This window comes from Comamonas sp. 26, from assembly GCF_002754475.1.
In the GTDB taxonomy this organism is placed as follows: domain Bacteria; phylum Pseudomonadota; class Gammaproteobacteria; order Burkholderiales; family Burkholderiaceae_C; genus Comamonas.
This window is the reverse complement of sequence record NZ_PEFL01000001.1, coordinates 2,562,056-2,582,199: the sequence shown is the minus strand read 5'-3', so window position 1 is coordinate 2,582,199 and position 20,144 is coordinate 2,562,056. Positions and strand designations below refer to the sequence as shown.

Annotated in this window: 28 protein-coding genes; 10 read left to right on the top strand and 18 right to left on the bottom strand. The window is 52.8% G+C overall.

Translation table 11 applies throughout. The annotated features are described in order from the left end of the window. Window positions 1-14 precede the first annotated feature (14 nt). Window positions 15-371, bottom strand: coding sequence for a hypothetical protein (locus tag CLU84_RS21910; RefSeq protein WP_144445453.1), 357 nt, complete (start codon window positions 369-371; stop codon window positions 15-17). Window positions 372-562: 191 nt separating this feature from the next. On the opposite strand from CLU84_RS21910, the gene CLU84_RS22050 reads away from it, so the two are divergent. Next, window positions 563-778 (top strand): hypothetical protein, encoded by a 216-nt coding sequence (locus CLU84_RS22050; RefSeq protein ID WP_158235200.1) that lies wholly within the window; start codon window positions 563-565, stop codon window positions 776-778. Window positions 779-817: 39 nt separating this feature from the next. Then, entirely contained in the window at window positions 818-1,090 is a 273-nt protein-coding gene (locus CLU84_RS21900) for a hypothetical protein (RefSeq protein ID WP_144445451.1), read from the top strand. Between the two features lie 680 nt (window positions 1,091-1,770). Here the strand turns inward: CLU84_RS21900 and CLU84_RS21895 are convergent. From CLU84_RS21895 to CLU84_RS22225, 5 genes are all read right to left on the bottom strand, one after another. Beyond that, complete coding sequence (locus CLU84_RS21895) at window positions 1,771-2,055, bottom strand: hypothetical protein (protein WP_144445450.1); 285 nt, start codon at window positions 2,053-2,055, stop codon at window positions 1,771-1,773. A 259-nt stretch (window positions 2,056-2,314) separates the two neighbouring features. Beyond that, window positions 2,315-2,539, bottom strand: a complete 225-nt coding sequence (locus CLU84_RS21890) for a hypothetical protein (RefSeq protein ID WP_144445449.1) — start codon at window positions 2,537-2,539, stop codon at window positions 2,315-2,317. A 255-nt stretch (window positions 2,540-2,794) separates the two neighbouring features. Next, complete coding sequence (locus tag CLU84_RS11820) at window positions 2,795-3,013, bottom strand: hypothetical protein (protein ID WP_099737339.1); 219 nt, start codon at window positions 3,011-3,013, stop codon at window positions 2,795-2,797. Next, a complete protein-coding gene (locus CLU84_RS11815; RefSeq protein ID WP_158235198.1) occupies window positions 3,006-3,239 on the bottom strand; it encodes a hypothetical protein in 234 nt (77 codons plus the stop codon). Before CLU84_RS11815 ends, CLU84_RS11820 begins: the two co-directional genes overlap by 8 nt. Window positions 3,240-3,393: 154 nt before the next feature. Then, on the bottom strand, window positions 3,394-3,531 hold the full coding sequence (locus tag CLU84_RS22225) for a hypothetical protein (RefSeq protein WP_199173726.1): 138 nt from the start codon (window positions 3,529-3,531) through the stop codon (window positions 3,394-3,396). An 889-nt stretch (window positions 3,532-4,420) separates the two neighbouring features. Here CLU84_RS22225 and CLU84_RS11805 point away from each other — a divergent pair. Further along, window positions 4,421-4,573, top strand: coding sequence for a hypothetical protein (locus CLU84_RS11805; RefSeq protein ID WP_158235196.1), 153 nt, complete (start codon window positions 4,421-4,423; stop codon window positions 4,571-4,573). Between the two features lie 286 nt (window positions 4,574-4,859). Here the strand turns inward: CLU84_RS11805 and CLU84_RS11800 are convergent, their stop codons facing one another. From CLU84_RS11800 to CLU84_RS11780, 5 genes are all read right to left on the bottom strand, one after another. Further along, window positions 4,860-5,399, bottom strand: coding sequence for a hypothetical protein (locus CLU84_RS11800; RefSeq protein ID WP_099737335.1), 540 nt, complete (start codon window positions 5,397-5,399; stop codon window positions 4,860-4,862). Window positions 5,400-5,605: 206 nt separating this feature from the next. Next, window positions 5,606-6,451 (bottom strand): damage-inducible protein D, encoded by an 846-nt coding sequence (locus tag CLU84_RS11795; protein WP_144445448.1) that lies wholly within the window; start codon window positions 6,449-6,451, stop codon window positions 5,606-5,608. Between the two features lie 925 nt (window positions 6,452-7,376). After that, complete coding sequence (locus CLU84_RS11790) at window positions 7,377-7,727, bottom strand: hypothetical protein (RefSeq protein ID WP_099737333.1); 351 nt, start codon at window positions 7,725-7,727, stop codon at window positions 7,377-7,379. 31 nt (window positions 7,728-7,758) lie between these two features. Then, the gene (locus tag CLU84_RS11785; protein WP_158235194.1) at window positions 7,759-8,418 is read right to left on the bottom strand and encodes a LexA family transcriptional regulator; all 660 of its coding nucleotides are present in this window, start codon (window positions 8,416-8,418) and stop codon (window positions 7,759-7,761) included. Next, on the bottom strand, window positions 8,415-8,786 hold the full coding sequence (locus CLU84_RS11780) for a hypothetical protein (RefSeq protein WP_199173725.1): 372 nt from the start codon (window positions 8,784-8,786) through the stop codon (window positions 8,415-8,417). The genes CLU84_RS11785 and CLU84_RS11780 overlap by 4 nt, the downstream gene beginning before the upstream one ends. A 162-nt stretch (window positions 8,787-8,948) precedes the next feature. On the opposite strand from CLU84_RS11780, the gene CLU84_RS11775 reads away from it, so the two are divergent. Both CLU84_RS11775 and CLU84_RS22685 read left to right on the top strand, forming a co-directional pair. Continuing rightward, window positions 8,949-9,437, top strand: coding sequence for a phage regulatory CII family protein (locus CLU84_RS11775; RefSeq protein ID WP_099737331.1), 489 nt, complete (start codon window positions 8,949-8,951; stop codon window positions 9,435-9,437). A gap of 403 nt (window positions 9,438-9,840) precedes the next feature. After that, window positions 9,841-10,242, top strand: coding sequence for a helix-turn-helix domain-containing protein (locus tag CLU84_RS22685; protein WP_369826840.1), 402 nt, complete (start codon window positions 9,841-9,843; stop codon window positions 10,240-10,242). A 258-nt stretch (window positions 10,243-10,500) separates the two neighbouring features. Here CLU84_RS22685 and CLU84_RS11760 read toward each other — a convergent pair whose 3' ends face one another. Continuing rightward, complete coding sequence (locus CLU84_RS11760; protein WP_099737329.1) at window positions 10,501-11,103, bottom strand: hypothetical protein; 603 nt, start codon at window positions 11,101-11,103, stop codon at window positions 10,501-10,503. A gap of 99 nt (window positions 11,104-11,202) precedes the next feature. Further along, window positions 11,203-11,487, bottom strand: a complete 285-nt coding sequence (locus CLU84_RS11755; protein WP_099737328.1) for a hypothetical protein — start codon at window positions 11,485-11,487, stop codon at window positions 11,203-11,205. Window positions 11,488-11,828: 341 nt separating this feature from the next. On the opposite strand from CLU84_RS11755, the gene CLU84_RS22680 reads away from it, so the two are divergent. After that, window positions 11,829-11,951, top strand: coding sequence for a YHYH domain-containing protein (locus CLU84_RS22680; protein WP_099737327.1), 123 nt, complete (start codon window positions 11,829-11,831; stop codon window positions 11,949-11,951). Between the two features lie 48 nt (window positions 11,952-11,999). Here CLU84_RS22680 and CLU84_RS22560 read toward each other — a convergent pair whose 3' ends face one another. After that, a complete protein-coding gene (locus CLU84_RS22560) occupies window positions 12,000-12,122 on the bottom strand; it encodes a hypothetical protein (protein ID WP_255409115.1) in 123 nt (40 codons plus the stop codon). Between the two features lie 102 nt (window positions 12,123-12,224). Here CLU84_RS22560 and CLU84_RS11745 point away from each other — a divergent pair, with 102 nt between their 5' ends. Then, entirely contained in the window at window positions 12,225-13,532 is a 1,308-nt protein-coding gene (locus CLU84_RS11745; RefSeq protein ID WP_099737326.1) for a sensor domain-containing diguanylate cyclase, read from the top strand. Further along, entirely contained in the window at window positions 13,510-15,060 is a 1,551-nt protein-coding gene (locus CLU84_RS11740; protein ID WP_233210019.1) for a P-loop NTPase fold protein, read from the top strand. Before CLU84_RS11745 ends, CLU84_RS11740 begins: the two co-directional genes overlap by 23 nt. A 61-nt stretch (window positions 15,061-15,121) precedes the next feature. Here CLU84_RS11740 and CLU84_RS11735 read toward each other — a convergent pair whose 3' ends face one another. The 4 genes from CLU84_RS11735 to CLU84_RS11720 form a co-directional block, all read right to left on the bottom strand. Then, entirely contained in the window at window positions 15,122-15,532 is a 411-nt protein-coding gene (locus CLU84_RS11735) for a hypothetical protein (RefSeq protein ID WP_199173724.1), read from the bottom strand. Between the two features lie 10 nt (window positions 15,533-15,542). Beyond that, window positions 15,543-16,304 carry a hypothetical protein gene (locus tag CLU84_RS11730; protein WP_099737325.1) on the bottom strand — a complete coding sequence of 254 codons (762 nt, stop codon included), beginning with the start codon at window positions 16,302-16,304 and terminating at the stop codon, window positions 15,543-15,545. Further along, window positions 16,301-16,732 (bottom strand): hypothetical protein, encoded by a 432-nt coding sequence (locus CLU84_RS11725; RefSeq protein ID WP_144445447.1) that lies wholly within the window; start codon window positions 16,730-16,732, stop codon window positions 16,301-16,303. The genes CLU84_RS11730 and CLU84_RS11725 overlap by 4 nt, the downstream gene beginning before the upstream one ends. Before the next feature lie 375 nt (window positions 16,733-17,107). After that, on the bottom strand, window positions 17,108-17,440 hold the full coding sequence (locus CLU84_RS11720) for an AlpA family transcriptional regulator (protein ID WP_099737323.1): 333 nt from the start codon (window positions 17,438-17,440) through the stop codon (window positions 17,108-17,110). Window positions 17,441-18,213: 773 nt separating this feature from the next. Between CLU84_RS11720 and CLU84_RS11710 the strand changes: the two genes are divergently transcribed. Further along, a complete protein-coding gene (locus CLU84_RS11710) occupies window positions 18,214-19,029 on the top strand; it encodes a hypothetical protein (protein ID WP_099737321.1) in 816 nt (271 codons plus the stop codon). A 116-nt stretch (window positions 19,030-19,145) separates the two neighbouring features. Continuing rightward, window positions 19,146-20,141: a hypothetical protein gene (locus CLU84_RS11705; protein ID WP_144445446.1), complete on the top strand. Its 996-nt coding sequence runs from the start codon at window positions 19,146-19,148 to the stop codon at window positions 20,139-20,141. Window positions 20,142-20,144: the final 3 nt, after the last annotated feature.

The window sequence follows — 20,144 nt, the reverse complement described above, 5'->3', positions numbered from 1 at the left end:
CTGCTTCGATTTTGTTATTCCTCAAAGTGTTGCCCGTTGCTGTTTTCCAGCTGGTTGACGCCTATTTCGGTTGCCAAAGTGAATGTATTAAATCCACATCTACATAAATACAAGTTGAATTTTCGTTGACCTAAGCAAACATGCAGCCTCGAATGCCGCAGACCTGAGGCCCGAAAATCACTATGGAACGGGTGCGCATAGCGGTTTCTCTTTACAAATTTCATAGCGCGCTGCGCTTGCTGCAGATCGGCTTGGAAGTAGTTTTGTGTAGAAGTCGAAGGGGCTGCGGTGCTCGCTGCTTCGTTCTGCATGGCGCGCAGCAGGCGGCTGCGGTGCTGCAGCAGATGCAGGCAAGTGCTGTGGTCTTTCAAAATAGAAAACCCGCGTGATGCGGGTCTTCTAATTGATAGTCATGGGTCAGTGCATTTGCTCATTAATTTGCGTCAAGGGTTGTGAGCCTGGTTGGCGCTTATTGCATTTGCATTGCTGCTGACTGAGATTTGGATTTTTTAGCTGCTGCCCCATTTGCATGGGCCAGTAGAGGTTCCAAGAACGAAGCACGTTGATCGTTTTGGTTGTCTCAGGCTCTGTTGAGAGCAGAGAAACAGTTGTCACCCCTGCTGTGCAGGCTTTTTCTGTTCTTGCACAGGAGTCTGGCCAGGCTGTTGCTGGTTTGGGGCTTGCTGCTGTGCTTGCTTGTCTTTTTGGTGTTGATCTGCTGGGGATTGGCCTTGTTGGGTTGCTGTGCTTTGTGGATTGGTTTGCTGAGTCATGGTGAATACTCCTTGAGGTTGAGAGCAAATCGGAAAGACCTGCTATGGATCCAGGTGTCACTTTGAAAGGAGCCACGGTGTGGGTATTCTTTGTGGAGCGATGTCCTGGTGGTAGTGCTCACGACAGACCGTCTGTTAGCACCGTTGATGCAACATCACTTTTAAGTGACGTTGCTGTGAAGCTCCCGTTGTTTTTGGATCAAGATTGGCTTTTCAAGCTTCTGATCTTTTTTTTCTTCGTCTGTGGGAGTTTTCTTTTCCTGATTCTTTGGAAGGATGTCTCTATTGTTGATACCGTAAAAAGTTTTCTTAATTGAGCACCAAAAACCTTGACATTGAGAGTTTATGTAAGACATGAGGCCTCCTGTATTTAGTTGGTTCCTTAATTAACTACTCGTTTGAAGGTTTTATTATTTTTTTTGGAATTTGTGATCTTTTTACGGTACCTATAGATAATTTATCAAATTCTGGTGATTCACTCATTGGATCGTCATTTGACGGTGAAGTGAAATATTTGTCTGTAATAAGGTAGTTGTCTATATCAAAAAGATGTGGTCTACGTACCTTGAAAAAAATCGTATTTCTATTAATGAAGGACATAAAGACCTCCGATTTTTTAGGGCTGTCGTAATTGACTCCCATGGTTGAAGAATACGCCTGATTAAAAATTAAAACCTTTTTCACACAAAAAATTACGTTAGTTGGAGCTGTATCGAATTGGAGCTGACCTGCTTTTAACTAGCCTGAGAAAGCTTTGTTTGCTATCACTATGTGAGTGATTTAAACAAAGTGTTATCGTGAAATTTTATAAATATGGTTTTTATCGGAACAGTTAATTTTCAGAAATGATCTGAAATAAAGCTATGCAGTCAGGTGAAAAACTATCTTGGAAGAACTTTTGAAGACATGCAGCATTCGTTGTTCGGGTGCTTGAATAGAGCTGCTATGTGAGCAAGAAATTGACGTAACAGGAGAAGCAAGGATCTGCAGGCCGAGCTTAAAGGTGGAGAGTGACAGACGAACGGGCTCGGTAGTCTTCTTCAGTCGCTTTGCTACGTAGCGCTAGGCGAGATTTCTTGATGCGCACTTGCGGCTCTTTATGATCACTTTTAGGGCATCTGGCTTCGTATATTTCTGGGCAATAAACGAAGTCGCCAGTAGGCACTGTAGTGCTATCAATTTCTTTGGAATCAGGATTTTTATCGGATGATTGTTTTTTCGATACGGGTAACATATAAACCTCTAATTTAGCAAGGGGATTGTTGAAATCTCTGCTTTCCATAGTACGCCTTTTACGTTTTAAAGCCACCCGTAGGTGGCTTATTTATCGCTTGTGAGACGAAATGATCTAATTATCTTGCGCATCACAATTAATTTGATGGTCTTTCTCTACCACGACCTCATCCAATTTAACATTCGTTTCTTCCTCTTCTGGAAGGCTTGGAAAAGCTATCGCCCAAGGGAATAGCGTATGCATCAGATTCGACCAAAGATTGTGGGCCCTGGATAGTGGTATTGAAAACATACAAATTTCCTTCCGCTTATTCGCTCAGAAATTTCTTCCCCACGATTTTCATCCCTACTTGAGAGGCTTTAGGTGATGGGATATTATTTGTAACAAGATCACTCAAAATAAAGCGGCCCTTTTGGATAGGGTGATCAGGCGTATGGGAGTAGTCATCATGAGAGACTGAATGGCTATCGACGTCTGGATGCCCGGCTTTGCGAGTGCGGGCATTGAAATTCTTGTTAACTGTGGCTTTCATACAAGCCTCCGATCCAATAAGCACTCAGAAATGACTGCTTACTTCACGATACTCTCTTTTTGAAACAAAAACCGCTTTAGAACCAACACTTACAGCATTGAGGCTGCACAGAAAATAACTGCAATTGCATGGCTCGTTGAGTTGGCATCTGCTTATTTTATTTCCTTCGATAGCAGGTAGCACGCGCTGTGTTGGTGGCTGTAGCGCTACAGCTCCTGCAGCAGGGTGTCGATGAGGTGCTTGGCTGGTAGCGACTCAGGGCTTTTCGCGTAGGCATTGGATGGTGTGATCATCCAGCCACTCGGCATGCATGCCGGGGCAGACAAAGGCATCGCGGGCGGCCATGCGGATCGCGCCAAGCGGTGCATTCGGTCCATCGGGCTCGGTGTCTGCATTAGCTGTGCTGGTGCACCACATCAGGAGCAGCGTCACAGAGAGGATCGCCAGAGCGATTGCGTAAAGGGCTTTAGTCATCGTTGTCGTCCTCATCTTCATGGCCTTGCACGCCAGATTGGTGAATGAGCAGGGAGCGATAGCCGGGGCTGTCTCCGGCCTTGGATAAATCAATGCGGTGGACAGTCCCGCCGCGCCATGCACGGCTTTCGGTGAAGTTAGGCAGGCCTGGCAGGTGCTCAATTCCTGTGATGGGTTCTATGGATGTGCGCAGGGTGATGCCGCTCTCTGTCGCCAAGCGGTTCAAGGTGCGAGCAGAAATTCCGGTTGCTCTGCTCAGGGTGCTTGCGGTTGCGCGCGGCCCGAAGACCTTCACCAATTCATAAGCGTCTTTAAAGTGCATAAATTTGCCTCTAACGCTTATGAATAAAGCGTGAGTAGCTATAGAAATTGATTGATGCTCAGAGCGGCCAAGCTTCAGGGGTGGTCGCGATGATCACGGCCGCGCCGACCAGGCAGAAGAGGCCGAATCCAGTGAGCGCCCATTGCGCTGCGAGCAGCAGCTTGGGTGCAGGGGTGGTCGTGGGTGGTGAGTGCATGGAATCTCCTGTGGGCAAAGAAAAAGCCCGCGAGCGTTTGCTGCGGGCTTGAATAAAGAGTCGATGCCCTTTCGGGGCATGCCTGGGGAAGTAATAGAGGGAGGAGGAAGCCCCCTGGCTCGGCAAAAGGTTGGGTCAGTTTGAGATTTCCGCCGCGTTTCCAGCGGGGCAATTTTGCGCGGAAATCAACACCTCAAATAGCATCGGCACTGTGTTCGGAGTCTGGCATGAGCGCAGCACGCAAAGCTTCGGGCGGGAGTGGGATGGGGAAGAGGCAGTAGATGTACGCCTTGAGGCAGTCAACCTGGGCCTGAAGCTCCAGAAGCTTGAACTCAGCGCATGCAGGGTGTGCTGCGATTGCGGCGATAGGTGTCATTGAAGATCCCTCAGGAAATCAAGATAAATAACTAGCGGCGGCTGCTTGGCAAGCCAAACAGTCATGTATTGCTGCAGCTTCCGAGCCTAAGGGCAGGTCACCAGCTCGAAAAAGGCGCTTAGAGAATCGTCATCCTCTGCACCAAGGGCGCTGTACGGCGTTTAGTTGCCTATCCCGGCAGTGCCTTGCTGACCAGCCTCCAAGCTTGCTGATGGCCTGAAGCTTGGGCTGGATGATTAGAGGCGCTTGGCGCTCGGCCTCTTGTTGCAGTTCATCGGCGCGGTCGCAATCATCTTCTCAGATTTACGCATCCGCAATAGGGTTGTCCGTCGACCGCTTGTATAGCGGAACTTGTGCATTCATGACAAACCTCCAAAAATAATCGTCCCTTCTGGACCCGGTGGGCATAGACTGGGTGCAACCACTAACAAGGGGTTGCTATGAAAAAGCTATTTGCTCTCGCGGCAGTTGCCGCCATCGTTGCATCACTTTGTGGATGTGTGGTTCCTCCATATGGAGATCGAGGACATGACCACGGTGGTCGCTACGACAATGATCGCGGCGGCCGGTATGACAACAACCAAGACCGCAGGGATAACAATCGAGGCCAGCCAGATCGGCGCTCCGATGACCGATGGAATTCGCGGTACTAACTGCTTCACCTGAGAAAAAAGCCAGCGCGAGGCTGGCGAACTCACTGCGAAGTGAGTGGAAGTAAGGGTAGATGGCGCAGCTTATTTCTGCCCGATGAGGGTCAAGCAGAAAAAATGCGCACTTAGGTTAATAAAAGGTGCTGCGCCATCTGGTGTGACCACTTTCGCCAACGACGCGGAGGCCGCGCCGAAGTCCATGAATCGCCGCTTGCTCTGGCTAATTCCAAAGATCAAACGACCTCGCTAGAGTGGTCACGCCGGATGGCCCTGGCAGCCGCGCCAGGGAGTTTCTTGATTTGTTAGTGGAAGTCGACGGCACCGTTATCAGCCGCCATCTCGAAAGCCTTGCGCCACTCGTTGTAGCTTTCGAGAAAGCGCAGATCGGTATGTGCATCAGCTTTTTCTTGGTGATCCGCGAAGTCCTTGGCTAACTTGGCGGCAACCTCAGCGCCGATCACGCCCTCACAATCGCTGAAGTTGATCAGCTCCCAGAATGGACCAGAGTCAGCCTCCCATGCGCCCTGGTCATGCCTCTGCTGAACATCACCCGTTTTGTAGCGGTCAAATGGCTTCGCAGGGTACGCAGCCAGCTTCGCAAGTTCGTTCCGCCATGCGTTGTAGCCACCATATCCACCGGCGCGAAAGCCGAAGCTGTCGCCAGCGCGGTAGATTGCGAGGTTCTCTATCGATCCGTTACGACCAGGGAAGTCTGGGTTTACATGTGCACGGAAGTCGTAATCCAGCGCTTCGCGCGTTTCAGGGTGGATGGGTTCGCCCTCAGCATCAAAGACACAATCAATCTTGGTCAGCTGTTTGAAGGCGGAAATATCGAGTCCCATGCTTTGGCTCCTTGTAAAAAACAAAAGCGCCCTCGACTGAAGACGCTTTTGTTTTGGCCCCGCTAAAGCCCTGCGGGGGGAAGGCACATGCATGCCGCATGCAGGCAACTCACTCACATTTCAGGATCTCCAGGCGCAAAAAAGCCACCTCAAGGGGTGGCAGGAAAAGGAAGACCCTTACTGGGCCGGGCGTGTTTGAGCTGCAGCTACTTTTTCTTGGTGGGTTTGTCGAGCTTGCCCATGGCCTTTGCGGTTTGCTTCAGTCCGCGTTTAACGTTTCGAATATCCTCGGCTGGTGGCAACGCCTCTGGGGCGATGCCACTGTTATTTATCATTATTCTTCGCACGTCTGCGCCAACTGTCTGAGCTGTATTTTTTGCTGTTGGTAGGCCAACATTTGGTTGTGTTCGCAGCTTTTCGGATGTTTGCGTTACCCGGAAAAGGTTACCGGCAAGCTCAGTAAGCCCCATATGGTCGTAGGGCGTATCTTTGTCGCTCAAGCCGCGCAATGCCTTTAGATCTCTTAGGCTGCGGTTGTACATACCGCGAATACCTGCATCCCTTAAGAGTCCGTAGTCCCCGTTTTGAACCCCGGCAAACTTTGCGGCAGCACTCATTCCAAGCTCCGCCGCCTTCAAATCTTCACGCGCTTCAATTCGGCCAACATTCTGCTGACTGATCTGAGCTGCAATTACTTGATCAACCAATCCAGCAAGCGCCACTTTGGCTGCGGCAACTGGAGGCTTACGCTCGTCCGCATGTAGCGTTGTCAGCAGGCAAGCAAAACGGGTCAGTTTGTATGTTTTAACTTGTTGACCGTCTTCAATGATGGTCGATGGAATAAAGGCCTCGGACGGGCTTAACTCTAGTCGAGCGCACGTCGCTTGGGCTTTGAGCAATACGCCTTGGAAGGCTGGCCACGAGTCGTATCCAAGTTCAGACATGAACTGGTGGGCTAACCAATGACGGCCGCCGTCCTCGTGACAGTTCTTTTCAAAATTATCCAAATCAAAACTCATAAGCTCAGCCAGCGATGGTAGTGAAGACGTCATGGTTATAAGCTCCCCGCTCGTCTATGGCAACAAGCTAACAAGATTCTGCATTCCCAAACAAATGGGGGCGTAAGTGTAGTTCCTAATTTATGACTAAGACCAAACCGCAACCATACGCACAAGGCTCTGGTTTGTGCCCCTGATGTCGCTTAGGGGCTAGCGCTGCTTGCGCAGAGGGCTTTTCTGCTCTCGGAAATCCCAGTTTTCCTCGGTCTGCCGACCTTGCTCCGTGTACCCGCTTTGGGGGCTGGAGACGCTGCACTGCGCGCCGGATTTCTCCGGCTCTTGCTTCTATATAGGCTGATGTGATTGGAGGAGGGGTCTGGGCTACCTTCACCGCTATGTAAGGACGCGCTCCGTCTGAGTAAGCAATGCAGCTCTCGGGCAACGAATCCAGTGACAGGCCGGGTACTAGCCGGCCAGATCCAGTCATGCAGACCGCCTCCCTCAATCACACCAGCTGATTTTTAAAGACCCGTGGCGCGCGGCTCGATCACTTGGCACCCACCGCAGCGGTTTGTTGCTGCGATGGGTGAAGTATCGGCATTCCGATAAATTGAGTCAAGCGGTTTTCCGATAATATTAATCGGCTGTGCAATAATTTCTTCATGACCACACACCACACAGACGAAAAAAAGCCCGCTGATGGCGGGCTTGCTGCGAGCAATAAGGCGTTGCTGCCTTCTACTCAATGTTGCGTATGGGTCGGCCCTGAGACTGAACATGAGCGCTGGGCTGTAAAGAATAAATTGGAAGAAGTGCTGGGCCGCTTAGACGCAATAATCTGGGTCTTGCATCGCGTTGACGCTGAGGTGTCGGCAGATCGTCGCCTAGAGTCACTGAAGCACTTCGCTGCCACAGGAATGCAGAACGCAATTGCGCTCGAGTCGCTACTATTTGAGCGCAATCCACAGGATGCGCCTCGTCAATCGGCCACGGCGTACTTTGACAGTCGATCCAGTCGATAGGACACCTCGTCTAGGGAATTGTGCAGACAGCGCGTGATTTCTTCTGGTGAGTCACTTACTTTGGCTGTCAGTGCGGAAAGCACATCTCCGCCAGCGCGATCGCAGAAGTTGCGACCCTCCTCCGTTCCGAAAGCATGGATTGCAAGTCCTCTCAGCTTCGATTTGAGGTTTTCGTAGCCGTAGCGAACCTGCTCCTTGTCCCCGGGCGAGAACTTTTGACGGCCGCCGCATATTGCTATGAGTGCATTGATGTCTTCTGCCACGTCGGCAAGGCGCTGCTCGATGAATTGCTTGTCGTAAGGAGTCATGCTTGAAATGTTGGATAGCGAGAGCTAAGAATTAAATTAGACCGCCAAGAGACGCATCAACGACAACTCCGCACCACGCATCACCTGGCATGAGCTTTAAATACTTTTCGTCCTTGGGCCAATCTGGGTTGATGGCTTCCAGATAGGGTGCCCCTTCAATAAGGAGGTAGCGCTTGAACGTCGTCTCGTCAGTAGCGCTGCGACGGACAACGACGAAGTGACCAGGTAGAGGGTCAATGTCTGGATTGATGTGAAGAATCATTCCTTCGGTAAAGCTCGGGGAGCCTCCAGGGTTCTCCATCGACCTGCCTCGAACTCGCAGCATGAATCCGCAAGGGCCAAGATTCTTGGTGGATGGGCGCCAGTCTTGAGCGTCAGACGACTGGAATCCTGTGCACAGCTCAGTCCATCTTCCCGCCTGAACTTCTGAAAGGAGTGGATACATGCCTTTCATTTCCGGTCCTGGTGATGTATTTGCCTCCGAGAGCATGGAACCCTTACCGTCTGCAAGCCAGAACGGGGAAACGCCACAGGCGACTGCGATGGCGGTGACGTGACTGGAGCCAAGTCCAGAGCGCTCAAGCTCAGCAATGGTTGACTGCCCGATGCCAACTTTCCTTGCCAGTTGTTGCTGAGTCAAGCCAGCGTGCTTCCTAGCCTCCTTGAGACGTTTTCCAAAGTCGGTGTTCATGTTTGTGAGCATACGGAATTCCGATATTGGCAAACCGCTTTATAAAGAATCGGCAAACCGATATGACTGATATTCACTCGATACGCGAAATGCCTGCTGGCGAGTTCGACAAGCGAGTAGCGACCACGTTCGCGAGCGGCTTCTTCCAGTTTTCGCAGTTTCTCGCTGGCTTTGAAGTACTCGTCCTGGAGCTGCAAAAGAGCGGTGTTGTGAGCAAGAAGACCCTCCTGAGCCTTGAGCAATTGCTCCAAAAGGGCGGAGGTTTTTTCGTTGATGAGGTTGGCGTCGCGGGTTGCGCTCAATCCCTTGGCAATGTCTCGAGCTGCGGAGATTGACGCAGTAATGCCTCCAATAGCTGTCCAGTCCATTTTCTTGTCCGCCCTCCCAGAGGCTGGTTGTGTAGGAGCTTCCAGCATAGCCCAGGGTGCGGCGGGCACCTTTTCCTCTCGTCTGGCCTGTTTTTGTTTGCATGCAGGCAGTGTCTTTTCGAGCGGCCCAGCCCGCAACGTCCTTTTTTCGGAGATCCGGACATGAGCATTCTTGATGCCCTGCGCCGCAGCGTAGATAACTTTCCCGGTGGCCGCGAAGTGGTTGCCATCCGTATTGGCAAGACTGGCGAAGTGTTGCGCAAGGAGCTATCCGGTGCGGCCTCCCACAAGCTGGGTGCTGTTGATGCCTTGGTCATTGCTCGCTTGACTTGCGAAGTCGGCATGGCGCATTGCCATGACTACGCCGCGCTGGTTGCCCAGGAGTGCGGTGGTCGCTTTGAGCTGGTGACTGAGCCTGCTGGCGAAGCGCCAAGCCCGGTGGCTAAGGTTTCCAAGCTGGTGGTGGAAACCTCCCACATCACCACGGCCGTGATTGAAGCCATGCAGGACGGAGTGATTTCGGATAACGAGCTGGCTCAGATCGAGCGCGAGATTGCCGAGGCTGAAGAGGTGCTGCGCAAGCTGCGCCAGGCTGCCCGTGCCGTGAACGCCGCAGGCAAGCCCGCTGGAATCGCGAGGTCTGAACGATGAGCGCAATCACCATACAAACCTGCTGGTCCCTACAGAACATGAGCACATCGCAGCAGGCGGTGTTGACAAAAGTCAGCGATGACGAGGTGCCCGGTCGTGAGCTGCGTTATGTGCCTGTGTTCAAGAGTTCTTCTTGTGCATACCAGTTGGCGAACATTTTTCGAGAGCTTGCGTCGAAGTTTAAGTGGCGAGACTTGCACCAACTCTTGAACTCTTTTGGGTGGATGGTGGCGCGTATCAACCTATGCCCAGCTCGACGTTGGTGTTGCTCTCCCAGGCGAGCCGATTTCAACCAATCGGCATATGACGTGAATGCTGTCTTCCCGTCGGTCATCAAGAGCTTCATTGCGTCGAATTCAGCTTCGCGAAACCAGATGACGCTTACGACTGATGCCGGTAATGAATGGTGGTCCATATCGACCCCCTTTGGTTTGGTGTATGTCCAGACATTCAGCATAGACCTTTGCAAGGCGTTGTCCTTTTTTTCCGGGGAGGCCGCATGAGCATCAAGGTGATGACCGCTGTGTTTGAGCGTTACCCCAATGGCGGCGGAGAGATGCTGCTTGCGCTGGCGCTGGCCGACCATGCCAGTGATGACGGCGCCCGTGTGTTCCCCAGCATCAAGGCTCTGGCCGAGAAGACCCGCCAGTCCGAGCGTTCCGTCCAATACCAGCTGCGCCGTATGCAAGAGACCAGTTGGTTGATCCTGGTGAATGCTGGGAATGGTGGCCGCGCCTTCGGCTGGAGTGATCAGGGCTGGCTGAGCGGGCGCTGGTCCTTGCTTCTTGGCAGGCGATGGCTTTGAGCCCGTAGCAGTAGCCAGGGATGGTGCCTTTTCAGGGCGTTGCCATTCCTCTGCTGCAGCTCTTTTTGCAATCGCTGTGTGTGAGACGCCGTGGGCGCGCGCAATCTGGCGCGCCGAATCCAAGGTGCCGCAGTACGCGCGCTTGATAGCCTCCCAATCAGGAGAGGCCTTGTCAGGTGTGAAGTTGGTTTCGTGCTTGCCGGTTGCCATACCTGCAAGTTTTCACGTTGGCAACTAAAAGTGGAAACCCTAGCGGGGTTACGCGGTGCCGTGGCCTTGTTCGGCAAATTGCTCTGCCAGGTGAACAGCTGCCGCGCTCATCGATGGGAGCTGGGTTGCTGCAGTAGGGTTACGTTGCCCACCTCTGGTCTCTTGTCGCCTCAACATCCTGAGGGCCGTATACAACTCGTTGGCCAGCAGGTTGGCGTCGTGGCCCGCCTGCATATTGGAATACTGCACTGCATCACCCACCAGCAGCGATGCGAGCATGCGGCGCTCAGCGGGGTGTAGCTGCAGCACCTCGTCGCCAATTTCGATTTTGGACAGGCCGCCGTGCAAATGAGTCACGCTCACAGCGCGTGGCTCCCCCCATTCAATCACCGGCACATAGACACCAGCCCGCACGCGGCTGGCACGGCCCTGTTCAACGAGTTTACCAAGGTGGTCATCAAGGATGTGGAGCTTGTACCCCGTTGCTGTCGCCAGTGCATCGCGAGTCACCACCTGATGCAGAGCGTACAGCTCTTGCATTGCGCCCAGAATTTCGTCCTGCGTAGCCGTCGACGGGCTGCGCTTCTTGTTACGCGGGGTGCCGTCTTTGCCTGAGGTGTTGCGAATGACTGATTCCGGCTGATGTTTCATGCGCGGATTTTCAGCAGCAGTCAATAGCTCAGCAAACCCTACAGGGGGAACCGAAAGAGATGCCCTTGTGCTTGCTCACTTGATGTGGACTTTTTGGTCTCAAAATTTCTCGACTTGCTTGCTCAGGCTGACCAGCCCGAGGCCCAAAACTACGCAAAAAGCTGCAAAGGCAAAGCCCAGCGCCGTAGTGGGCAGGGGTACAGATGCCAGCGCTTGCTCGACATGCTGAGCAATCGAGGTGCCTGCTCTGGCTTCAATGCGATCGACACGGCGCATCATCGCCAGACCCGCAAACAGAAAAGAGCTGCTCACAGAGGCAAGCAGTCCGCCAAAGATGCGCCAGCATTTGGGGCAAGCAAACAGGATTTGCAGAAGAAATTCCATTCTGCAATCATGCCCCAGTCCCGAGATGCTCAATCAGGCGTTTACGCCCAGTCATCTCTCACTTCGTTGATCACCCACGCCACCAGCATGGCCAGAATCCACAGACCAACCATCTGCATCATGAGGGTAGACATCGCCGCTCTCCTTGAAGTGCTTTGATGTGGTCATGGTCTCACTTTGGATGCTCTCCAGCAAATGGATGTACCCGCTTAGCACGGCTCCTTGATCCCAATCAAGAGTGGTTGCTAAAACCGATGCATCTCTTTTCAAAACAAACAGATACATTTATGCTGGCCTACTCTTGATCCCTTTTAGGGATATCACTCCTCCTAAAGGCAAACATGAAAGCACTATTGATCACTGCGGCACTTCTGATCACAGGAGCAGCCTATGCACACTCGGGTGGAACAGATAGACAAGGTTGCCATACCGACCATCGGACAGGCACGCGTCACTGCCACTAAACGAAAAATGCAACTACCGGCAGCCCGCAGAAGCGGGTTTTTTTACAACTAGACGTTGGGCTGCTCCACCGGATCGCCTGGTAGCTCAACTGGCGGCACATCGGTCGGCGGGTCTATGGGATCAGGTTTGGGATCCTGCTCTTTGCGTGGCTCTTTGAGTGGGTATGTCATTTCAGGCGAACTCCTTTCCTTGTCTTCTACTTTGCCCGCGCCCATCTTGACTGGAATAGGCGCTGATTCAGAAACTCAATACTGAACCCTGACAATCACTCCATGGATACTTGTTACGCGCCTTCGCCTCCAGATAATCGAAACGTCGCCGGCGCGCAATTGCTGCAAGCGGCCGTGGACCAAGCATTCAATGCGGTGGTCATTACCAATGCGGATCTTTCAGGCAGTGGCCCGGTCATCATCTACTGCAATGCCGCCTTCAGCGCCATGACCGGCTACAGCCACGAAGAACTGCTGGGGCGCTCGCCCAGAATATTGCAAGGGCCAGAAACCGATGCAGAGGTCATCAGTCGATTGCGCCAATGCCTGATGGACGGCAGCTTTTTCCAGGGCTTTGCGGTCAACTATCGCAAAGATGGAGCCCCTTATTACGTCTCGTGGAACATTTCGGCGGTGCGCGATGCAGATGGGCACATCACACACTATGTGTCAGTACAGCAAGACGTCACTCAACAGGTTGAAAGCGATAAACAACGCGATCTGATGGCCCATGCGCTCAACGCGACCAATGCACCCGTCATGATCACCGATCAAACTGAGCACCTGGTATTTGTCAATCGGGCGTTTGAAAGGCAAACCGGCTACCGCGCAGCAGAAGTGCTGGGGCGCACGCCAAGAATGCTGCGTTCAGGCTCTCACACCCCAGAGTTTTATTCGGAACTGCGTGAGAAGCTGCAGCGTGGAGACAGCTTTAGCCGCACTTTCATCAACAAACGCAAAGATGGAGAGATCTATCATGCAGAGCACAGCATTTCAGCATTGCGTGATGCCCGGCAGCACATCACCCACCATGTAAGCTTCTCCAAAGACATCAGCAATCTGGTCCAGCGTGAGCAGGAATTGCGCGTACAGGCCTATCGTGATGAGCTGACAGGACTGCTTAATCGCAGTGCAGGCCGGTATGAGCTGGAAAGCTGCCAAAGCCTCGCCGAGCGCAATAGCACTCCTTACGGCTTGATCTTGTGCGACATTGATCTGTTCAAGCAGGTCAATGATCAGTTTGGACATGCTGTTGGCGACCAGGTGCTGGTACAAGTGGCGCGCCTGCTGCGTCGCTCGGTGCGAAGCACAGAGCACATAGTGCGCTGGGGCGGCGAGGAATTTCTGATCATCGTGCCCAGTTCGAGAGAGCAGTCCCTGCGCAATTTGGCAGAACGCATTCGCAAAACCATCGCCGGCCACGAGCATGCGCAAGTCGGCAGCGTCACTCTCTCCTTGGGCGTCGGCTGCTGGCAGCAGGGCGAAACTCCAGCTGATCTGCTGCAACGCACCGACATGGCCTTATACCAAGCCAAGAATGCAGGCAGAAACCGGATAGCTTTGGCGCATGCGCCGCACCACAAGGCCTGAATTCGCGAACGACGAAAACGCAGTTCGCGAATTGCGCCATGGCAGCAGTTCGGCATCAGTAAATGCTGCTCGCCTGACCACCAATTCCAGATTGCCTTTGATCAAAGGCGGCTTGTGCAATAACTTCAAGAAGAAATCTCAGATGAATCATCCAGATCTCACCACTTTGACCTTCAACGGCGCGAATGGTCGCGATGAGTTTCGGCGCGTGCAGGTTGCCGAAAAAGTCATTCAGCTCCTGACAGCTCCCATTGACGTCTCTCCCATGGTCATCGATGGCGACTGGGGAACAGGCAAGACCGAGTTCTGCCACAAGCTCCTCAACAAGTTTCGGGCTGAGCATGATCACCATCGCTTGTTGTACGTGGATGCATTCCAAGCAGACCATGCCGACAATCCACTGCTGACAGTGTTATCTGGGGTATTGAGCCTTTTGCCAGAGGGTGACCAGAAGAACGCACTGCGGAGAAAGGCGATGCCAGTGGCGCGCTTTGCCGTGGCCACTGTTGGCAAAGCAGTTCTGTCCCATGTCCTCAAGCAAAATACAGGTGACTTGGCAGATGGGTTAGAGGAAAGTCTCCAAGAAGCTTCCAAGCAAGTAGTGGACGCCTCAGTCAAGGCGTTGCTGAAAGATCATGAGGAGGCTCAAAAAAATCTGCAGGCACTGCAGGCTACGTTGGAAAGCATCGCGAAGGATGCCCCCATCGTCATCTTCATCGATGAGCTTGACCGCTGTCGCCCCGATTTTGCGGTGCAAATGCTGGAAGTGATCAAGCACACCTTCAACGTCGAAGGTCTGCAATTCGTATTGGTGACTAACACACGTCAGCTTAAAGCGGCCATCAATCACCGATATGGTCACCAAGTCGATGCACAACGCTACCTTGACAAATTCTTGAAATTTAGTTTCCGCTTGCCGGATTTTGTGCTGGGCCGTCAAGGATATGTGTCTGATGGGGTGCCTGTATCAGTCGAACATTTCACGAGACTTTTGGGGATTAGTGAATCGTTGAATCAGACTGATTTAACTGAGCAAAGAAATGGTGTTTCTGAGTTCGCTAAAGAACTTATTCGGCACAGAGCTTTATCTTTGCGCGAAGTGGAGACATTTTTACGATATTTGGAGATTTATCATCAGCTCAGCAAAGGCTTGGCAAGCAACGTTACATGGGGCTATCAGCAACTGCGGATTTTTGGCGTTTTTGTGTTTTGCTTTCACCCTAACATTTCGGATTCAATACTGAGCAATCGTGCAGATGCAGATGTAATCGCAGGCCTGTTAGGCGTCTCTGGTATGCCGGACATCAAGTCAGATCGCTTTCGTTCTAGCCATCTACAGACTTTGGCAGTCATGCTGGCACAAGCCTGTGCATTTAACAGTGCCAAATATGTACCTACGAATGACCAAGTTGAGCTGAAAGGATACTGGGACCATACGAAGCAACAATATTTTGGCTGGCGAGGTCTGGATGACTTGCAGGAGCATGTCAAGCAGACCATTCTCTGCTTGCAGTTGGGCAGTGCCTGAATTGGGTTTACCGAGCCTTTTGTAATCTCTGCCCAGATCACATAGGCTCGGCAAGGACGCCTTATCCCACCCCCAACCGATAAGCCCCGCGCACAAACCCCTCAGCAGCGCCAGCGTCGTACCCGGGGTGCTTGTCCAGCACACGCCAGGTCACGGCATACCAGCTGGCCTTGTTGGGGCGGTGCCCCATTACGGTCTCGTAGATAAAGCCCGTGGCCAGGAGCTCTCGCTTTGCTTTTGTCAGCATGTCGGAGGATTTCCAGCCGCGTGTTTCCATGTATGCGCGTGACAGCAAAAGTCGCCCATTGTTGTCTTTCACGAACTGGCGCGAAACTTCGATCAGAAGGCAGCGGGCATGCATAGAAAGCGTCGCGTATGCAGGCGAGTCCACCACGCTCCAGGGGAGCGCGATAAACCCGCCAGCATCGCGGCCGGCATCACCTTTGGCGCCTTTGTTTCGCCCGTTGGCCATGCCTCAACCCCTAGTGCAGCGGGTAAGCCGGGCCAGACTGCAGCATGCCTTTCAGCTCGGAGCGCTCTTCCATGTGCTCCTCCAGTTCCTGCACCGTGGTGCCCAGCTGATTGGCGATCTGCTCCAGGCTAAAGACGGGCTGCCCTTGGGCGTCCACATGGGTGACCGGGGGCATCAGGCCCATGGCCTGGGCCTCTTGCGCAAACGCCTCGATCAACTCGGGCGGTGCGTTCAGCACCATCTTGTCCCACAGCGTGGTGTGCTCAGGCAGCGCCAGCACTTCTTTTCCTTGCTGTGCCGCGATGAACTTCATCAGGTAGGAAGCTTCGGTGTAATTCTTGTGGCGCTCGGCCTCTTGGGCCTGACTGATAAGGGCTTCCAGCTCGGCTGTGGGCAGGCCGGGAATGCTCTGCAGGCACTCCAAACACTCTTCAAGAGTCAGCCAGTCATCCATGCCGTGTGCCTCAAGGGTGACCGCCACTGAGCCGAAGGTGCCGAAGCGGAAGGCCAGAATGCGGTCCATTTCTTCAGCCACTTCATCCGCGCTCTTGCCCTCGGTCAAGTGCAGCTCTAACAAGAAATCAAAGGTCTGGCGCTCCAGGTGGGGCGGGCAGTAATAGGCAAGCTCCCGCACTAGGTGGGAGTTCTCCGGCAGGTAAGCGGCCGCTTTCCCCTGGGTCTCAATGATGCGGTGCAAAGCAGCGCCAGCATGGATGTACCCCGTGGGCCAGTTCTCAGGGTTCAGTTCAGTGGTTGTGTTTTTGTTGCTCATACGGCGTCACCTGTCAAAATTTTCTGCATCTCGCTGGTATCCCGGCTGTCGTCATTACCCAGAACAGAGATGGCAAGGCTGTTGAGTTCGTTTAGGCGCAGCACTAAGGCGCTCACGCACAGATTGATGATGGCGCCCGCTGTGAACCATTGATGGTCAAAAATGGTTCTTTCGTCAGGCAATCCATCGCGCAGCTTGTCCAAGCATTCATGGACCAGTCGAACTGCGTAGTCCACATCCACATCGCGCTCATCCCATTCCTCGTCATGGATGCGAACGAGCTCCAAGCCATTTAAAGATTGCTGAATCAACGCCACGGCGGTCAGCATCGCTTGCTTCATGGAGGGCAGGGCCACTGTGCTGGCGGGCTCTTTCAGACATGCGGCGGCCTTCACTGCCTTGCTGGCAGCGGATTTTTTCGTATTCATGATTCAGCCTTCGGCTTGGGTGGAGGAGGTGGTGCTGGTGGTCATGCTGCACCGCCTTGCTTGATGGCTTTGAGCATGTCGGCATGCACGCAGTCAGCCAGCTCAGCCGCATCAGAAGCTACATAACGCCCCATCTCTGCCAACCTCTTTGCACGAAGCCCCGCCGTTGGTTCGGTGGCAATGCAGTTGAACAGGTACCTGTGGTGGGCGAGGGCGCAGCGCGGCGGCTGGCCACCCAGTGGGCGGCAATTCCAGTGTTTACATACGGGCGTTTTTCCGTCAGAAGATCAGGAAACTGCTGAGGCTCGATGGTCTCGCGGAATGTGTCGGCGCTGTGATGTATTGCTTGGGCCAGAGTGGGTTTAGCAAGTGCATTCATTGCTTGACCTCCTGCACGGAGTTCGCCTGAGATTCGATCCAGGCACGCACTTCGCCCACGCGCCAGGCCGTGATGCGCTCGCCCAGTTTGAGAGGCTTCGGAAATTCCCCTGCGGCCACCTTGCGCCAGAAGGTGGAAGGAGAAAACGGCAGCGGCGCAGGGCGGGTTGGGTTTTTGGGGTCGCGCACCAACTGCGCTTGACGCACTAACGCGGAATCAGGCAGCTCATCAAAGTTCGGGATCAACGCAGTGGGGCGCTTCGTCGTTACTGAGAGCGAGCTATTCGCCGTGCGGCGTTTGTGGTTCGAGTCTGTCTTCGTTTGAAACATTTTTCTGCCCAGTCGATGCACAGCTCCTCACCGTGGCCTTTGGTGAATTGCCGTGCGATTACATGGAAGTGCACACGGAACGGAGTGTCAAGGTGGGCAGATTTCAAGACAAACCCTAGAGGGGTGACGCTCTGAGATTTGATAAGAACCGATGGGATGAAATGACATTAATATCAGTGAGTTATATGAAATTAACTTCTGAGTTTTCCCATGGCTAAGACGGCGGGCAAGCGGCTACCTCATGGCGCAACGACAGCAATGGTGATGGATGCGCTATGGCGATTGCACAGACGGCCAGGCGGACTACTTGTGTGTGTGTCTCGCGCAGCGCTACTGAAAGATTTGCAACTACCAGAGACGACCGTTGATGACCGTTTGCGTGTGCTGATGAAGGAAAAGCGGGTGTTGAGTGAGGGGCGCGGGCTATACAGGCCAAGTGCGCTGGTGCGTTTGGCTATTCCTGCCGGCTCAAGTGGTGATGTCATGGAGGCCATGGACGCAGCGGGCAAGCGTGTCCGGATAACGTGGCTCTAGTTTTGGATGCTGATAGGCGGTGTTACGGCGAAATTCGTCGGAACCAACTTTGAAGCCGTCTGGATCTGGTCTCCGAAGGCAATCGACACATGAGCGAGTGCCGCAGAACGACCCAGACCAGCCGCCCACATCAAAACTACAAAGCTGTCACTCAGCCACCCTTGGTGATGTACAGCACTGGTCCTCCTACCTGAGCTATATGCAGGCTATAGTGTTTGCAAGCATTAATAGGGGGGAGCATGGAGCGGATCGAAGCACTGAAAAACATTGTCAACATTTTTTTCTTCATTGTTGTCGCTGTTATCACTGTCCTCTCTTACCTACAGGCCAGAAAAACTCTGTTCGCCCCTATTCGAACAGAAACCTTCAAGCTTCAGTTGAAGGCATTCGAGGAGATCCTTCTCTACTTTCAGAACAAGTCAGAATCCGATTTCTTGAATTCCTTCGACCTTGACAAAATCGTCTCCCTGAACGCTTTGCGAATGGCAGACGCATACGTCTCCGAATTCTTCCCGAACGAAATCAAAGTCGATGTAGACGAAAGAGAGAAACTTTATAGTCCGCTCGTAGGTGGCATCGTTTCGGCAGAGCACATGCAAAAGTACTTTGAGAAAGTCCAGCCTACTGACCCCGCCATGCCTGACCAGGTGGCGTCTGAGCCAATCACCAACCCTGCGATCGTTCTCGCGCGTTGGCAAGAATATGAGCATGCACTCGTCGAGTACACGAAGGAGTTTAATGACCAAGTTAGGGAACTTGAAAAGCTTGCTGCATCACCTATCTTGCCGAAGTCTCTTCGTGACATGATCGGAGAGTTTCATAACAAAGCGCACAAAAATCTGACATTAGTCGGGAGCGTTGTCGGAAATTTTTCCCGTGAAATGCCAAAGCAGTTCCCAAGGGCAGGGGACATGCGCAAGTTCAATCCCAATGGGATATGGAACGATTTCAACGATCAACGAGTACAGTTCGAACCTGAGGCAAAGAAGATTCTGGAAAGCATTAATGCCTACCTCAGGATCGAGGACCTTATGACGGGCTCGCCCAAGCCTTAATCAAGCGGACGTCTTGCAGCAGACCTCACTGCTCATGCCGAAAACTGAGTGTCTGCTTTTGCAGTCCGCCGCTGACAACTTATCACCGGACTCCGTCGGGCACAATCAGCAGACCGGTGAGCCGCAACCAGCACAGGCGTTCAATTCAACCGAAATACGCATCAATTTCGACCGCAGGCAACGCATGCGGTCTGTGGGTTGAAGCGTTTTACATAGCACTGAACCTCATGACTCCGTACCTACAACAAAAAATCATTGGTCATGCGCCGAAACTGCCGATCAATGAGGAATTGTTTGAAGAACTCGCAGTAGCCCGCACCGCGCTTACGGCAGCTTTTGAGCTTGAAGAGTCGTATGACCTCCTTTTAGGAAACTATGTCGAAGTCGAAAGGGAACTGCTCACCGCATCAGCTAGCAATGCCATTCGAAACCTCAACGACTATCAAGACTTTTTCGAACTACGCTCGACTATCAATCGGCGCGTCGTCAACTTACTAACAGCGACGCGGCTCTACCTTGATCAGGCGCCTCAGCGATTAGCGGATTGCGCTGCAGATCCGGCTAAGGCGCGAAGTGAATTCAAGCTGCGTACCAGAGAACATTACGACAAGTTCTTTAGTTATCGTTTCTTGGAGGCCCTACGCAATCATGTCCAACACTGTGGACTTGCGGTACATAGCGTAACTCAGGGCGTCAAACGTGTTAGCGAGGGTCTAGAGGTTTCAGTTCAACCATACGCAGAGCAGCGCTACCTTGCAGTAGATGGTGGGTTCAAAAGCAAGATTCTTGATGAAATGCCTGCGAAAGTTCTGCTAACCCTTGCCATGCGAGAGTACCTTCAATGCATAGGTGATCTTCATATGCTGGTACGCAGTCACATCGCTGATCACGTTTTGAAGGCGCGGCAATTGGTTGGCGCCCAAATCTCTAGGTACGCAACTGAAAACAATGGTGAAACTACGGGCCTCTCTGCATTCAAGTTAAATCCCCAAGGACAGGTTGAGTCCATAGCGATGTTCCTGGATTGGGACGATATTCGGGAGAAGCTAGCTTTAAGAAATTCAGGACTAACTGCGCTTAGTCGGCACTTCGTAACAGGGAGAGCAAGTTGATGC